We start from the raw sequence: 2,898 nt of genomic DNA on the forward strand, positions 1-2,898 counted from the left end.
CCCCCCCCCCCCCCCCCGGCTCCCGGTTTTTTCTCAGCGCTTGGCTTTTCTCAGCGCTTACCTCAGCGCTTTCCTCAGCACTTCGAGGGCTTCGGCGCCGGGGAGGCCGCTTTCGAGGGTGACGGGGGCGGCGAGGAGGGGGCGTCCGAAGGGGGCGCCTGCCCGGGCTCGACGCCCATGTCGGTCAGGGCGCGGTCGGCGTCCTGCCGCGCCGTGAGCTCCTTGTACTCGTTGCCGATGACCAGGTCGACCTCTTCGTCGGCCGCGCGGGCGTCGTTCTTGACCTCGGCCCCGGCCATCTGGGTGCCGACGACTCTGAGCGCCGTCTCGGCGGCCGTCGGGGCGCCGATCAGCAGGCCCACCCGCTCGACCTTCTTGTCGTAGAGGGCGGGCGCGTTGCCCACCTTTCCGATCCTGAAGCCGCGGTTCCTGAGCTCGTCCGCGGTGATCTTCGCGAGTCCGCCGCGCGGAGTCGCGTTGTAGACGTTGACGGTGATGTCGGAGGGCCGTGGCAGCTGTTCCGGCTCCGCGCCCTCGTCCGCCGCCTTGCAGTCGCCGTCCTTCGCCCCCTTCCCGCCCTTCGCGCCCGCTCCGTGGGCCCGGGTCTCGCCGGGGCCCCCGGTGAAGACGTCGACGAGCTGGAAGGTCCCCCATCCCGCCAGGGAGAACGCGACGGCTGAGGTGACTGCGGCGAGCACGATCCTGCGGCGGTTTCTGGGGCGGCGCATGTGCGGGAATCGCTTGCCCGTAATGCGGTACTTCCTGCCCATGCCGGGAGGGGTGAGCATGCTCATGGGCGCAGCGTAGTGCGGGCCGGGGCCGCTGCCTACTAAATGATCAATGGGTTCGCGCGGCCCAACCCGAAAGGCCGAACAACGGCCGGAAACAGTCTCCGAACGGCCCCGGGCGCCTGAAGCCCCGCACGGGCGCGCGGCCCGGCCGGCCTTCGCTAGCCCAGTTCGAGCACGCGGGCGTGGAGCACCTGGCGCTGCTGGAGCGCGGCGCGCACGGCGCGGTGCAGGCCGTCCTCGAGGTAGAGGTCGCCGTGCCACTTGACGACGTGGGCGAAGAGGTCGCCGTAGAACGTCGAGTCCTCGGCCAGGAGGGTCTCCAGGTCGAGCTGCTGCTTGGTGGTCACCAGCTGGTCGAGCCGCACCGGGCGCGGGGCGACGTCCGCCCACTGCCGGGTGCTCTCCCGGCCGTGGTCGGGGTACGGCCGCCCGTTTCCGATGCGCTTGAAGATCACACGGAAAGCCTACCGGGCGACAGGCTCCCGGCGCAGCCACGGCACGGGAGCGCGAAGGCGACAATCGGCCGCATACCAGGAGCAGCGGGGGCCCTTCGGCGCGCCGCGCGGGACATTGCCCACAGCCTGTGGACGCGGCCGGAGCACTCCGGCCGTCCACCCGGGGTCAGCCGTGCGGCGGTACGAGCACGACACCGGAGTACTCGACCTCCGACTCCGTACGGTTCGCGTAGGAGTGGGGCCGATCGCCCGCCATGCGGAGTCCGTACCCCTGCGGAAGGACGACCTCCTGTCCTGCGACGGACACGGCGAGGGTGCCGCGCAGCACGTGGAGGAGCTCCACCGTGCCGAGCACGTGGGCCTCGCTGCGGTGCTCCTCGCCGGGCGCGAGCCGCCAGTGCCACAACTCGGCGCCCACGGGCGGGGCGGCCCCGGTGACGAGCAGGCCCCTGCCGCCGTCCGGGCCGCTCCACAGGACGGGCTGGCCGTCGGGCGGCGTGGGCTGCAGCAGCGGCGCCGCGGGCTGCTGCAGCAGCTCGGTCAGGGGGACGCCGAAGGCGTCGCAGAGGCGGACCAGGGTGGCGAGGTTGGGGTTGGAGCGGGCGTTCTCCAGGGCGACGAGCATGCCCTTGCTGACGCGGGCGCGGGTGGCGAGGGCGTCGAGGCTCCAGCCCCGGTCCTTGCGCAGCGCCCGCACGCGGGCGGCGACGGCCTCCATGACCGACCTGTCGTCGCCGGGCTCGCCCGCGTCCGCCGTTGCTCCGGTGTTCCCGCTCATGCCCGTCATCTTCGCGCCTCCCGGCTCGCGGTCGTTTGATGCTACCGTCGAGCACATCCAAACGACCGGCGAGCCGGAGGCCGACACCCCGGCGACCGGCCGCGCGACGCCCGCAGGAAGGCGGCACCGCCCATGTCCCCGTACCCGGACCTCGAAGCAGCGGCGGCGAGCGTGCGCGTGGAGGAAGCCGTCCGCGCGCTGCGGCCCGACTTCACCGTGCTGGTGATCGCGGCGGACAGGCTGCCCGCCGGCCCCGGCGACGCCTGGTCGTCCGCTCAGCTCGCGCGGGCCGCCGCGACGACCGAGGGCCTCGACGTCACCGCCGATCCGCACGTCGCCGCCTGGCGCGCGGCCTACGGCGCGTTCGGCGCCAAGCCGGGGCGCACGCGCAACAGCGCCGAGGCCCTGATCCGCCGCGCGCCCGCGGGCCTGCCCGAGGTCAACCTCCTCGTCGACGTCTACAACGCCGTGTCCGTCACCCACCGCCTCCCTGTCGGCGGCGAGGACCTGGCCGCGTACGCCGGTGCGCCGCGCCTGGTGCGGGCCGCCGGTGACGAGCCGTTCGACACGGTGGCCGGCGGCGCCCCGGCCGTCGAGCACCCCGAGCCCGGCGAGGTGGTCTGGCGCGACGACCTCGGGGTCACCTGCCGCCGCTGGAACCACCGCCAGTGCGTCCGCACCCGCATCACCGAGAAGTCCACGAGCGCCCTGTTCCTGCTGGAGCGGCTCGACCCCATGCCGCTCGACGCCCTGCACGCCGCCGCCGACGACCTCCTCGCCCGGCTGCGCGAGCGCGCGCCGGACCTGCGCGCGGTCTCGCGCCTGGTCTGACCGGGAAAGGGACGGGGAAGGACGGGGAGGCGGGGGAAGGACG

4 protein-coding genes are annotated in these 2,898 nt (G+C 73.9%); 1 reads left to right on the forward strand and 3 read right to left on the reverse strand.

What is annotated here, in order from left to right:
• Positions 1-74: 74 nt before the first annotated feature.
• From ACSNOG_RS32330 to ACSNOG_RS32340, 3 genes are all read right to left on the reverse strand, one after another.
• Entirely contained in the window at positions 75-794 is a 720-nt protein-coding gene (locus ACSNOG_RS32330; protein WP_436756267.1) for a LytR C-terminal domain-containing protein, read from the reverse strand.
• Between the two features lie 155 nt (positions 795-949).
• The gene (locus ACSNOG_RS32335; protein ID WP_030368795.1) at positions 950-1,246 is read right to left on the reverse strand and encodes a type II toxin-antitoxin system VapB family antitoxin; all 297 of its coding nucleotides are present in this window, start codon (positions 1,244-1,246) and stop codon (positions 950-952) included.
• Positions 1,247-1,412: 166 nt separating this feature from the next.
• Entirely contained in the window at positions 1,413-2,024 is a 612-nt protein-coding gene (locus ACSNOG_RS32340; RefSeq protein WP_436756268.1) for a helix-turn-helix domain-containing protein, read from the reverse strand.
• A 132-nt stretch (positions 2,025-2,156) separates the two neighbouring features.
• Between ACSNOG_RS32340 and ACSNOG_RS32345 the strand changes: the two genes are divergently transcribed.
• On the forward strand, positions 2,157-2,855 hold the full coding sequence (locus tag ACSNOG_RS32345; RefSeq protein ID WP_436756269.1) for a B3/B4 domain-containing protein: 699 nt from the start codon (positions 2,157-2,159) through the stop codon (positions 2,853-2,855).
• Positions 2,856-2,898 lie beyond the last annotated feature (43 nt).

The organism is Streptomyces sp. URMC 124 (genome assembly GCF_051386455.1).
Taxonomy (GTDB): domain Bacteria; phylum Actinomycetota; class Actinomycetes; order Streptomycetales; family Streptomycetaceae; genus Streptomyces.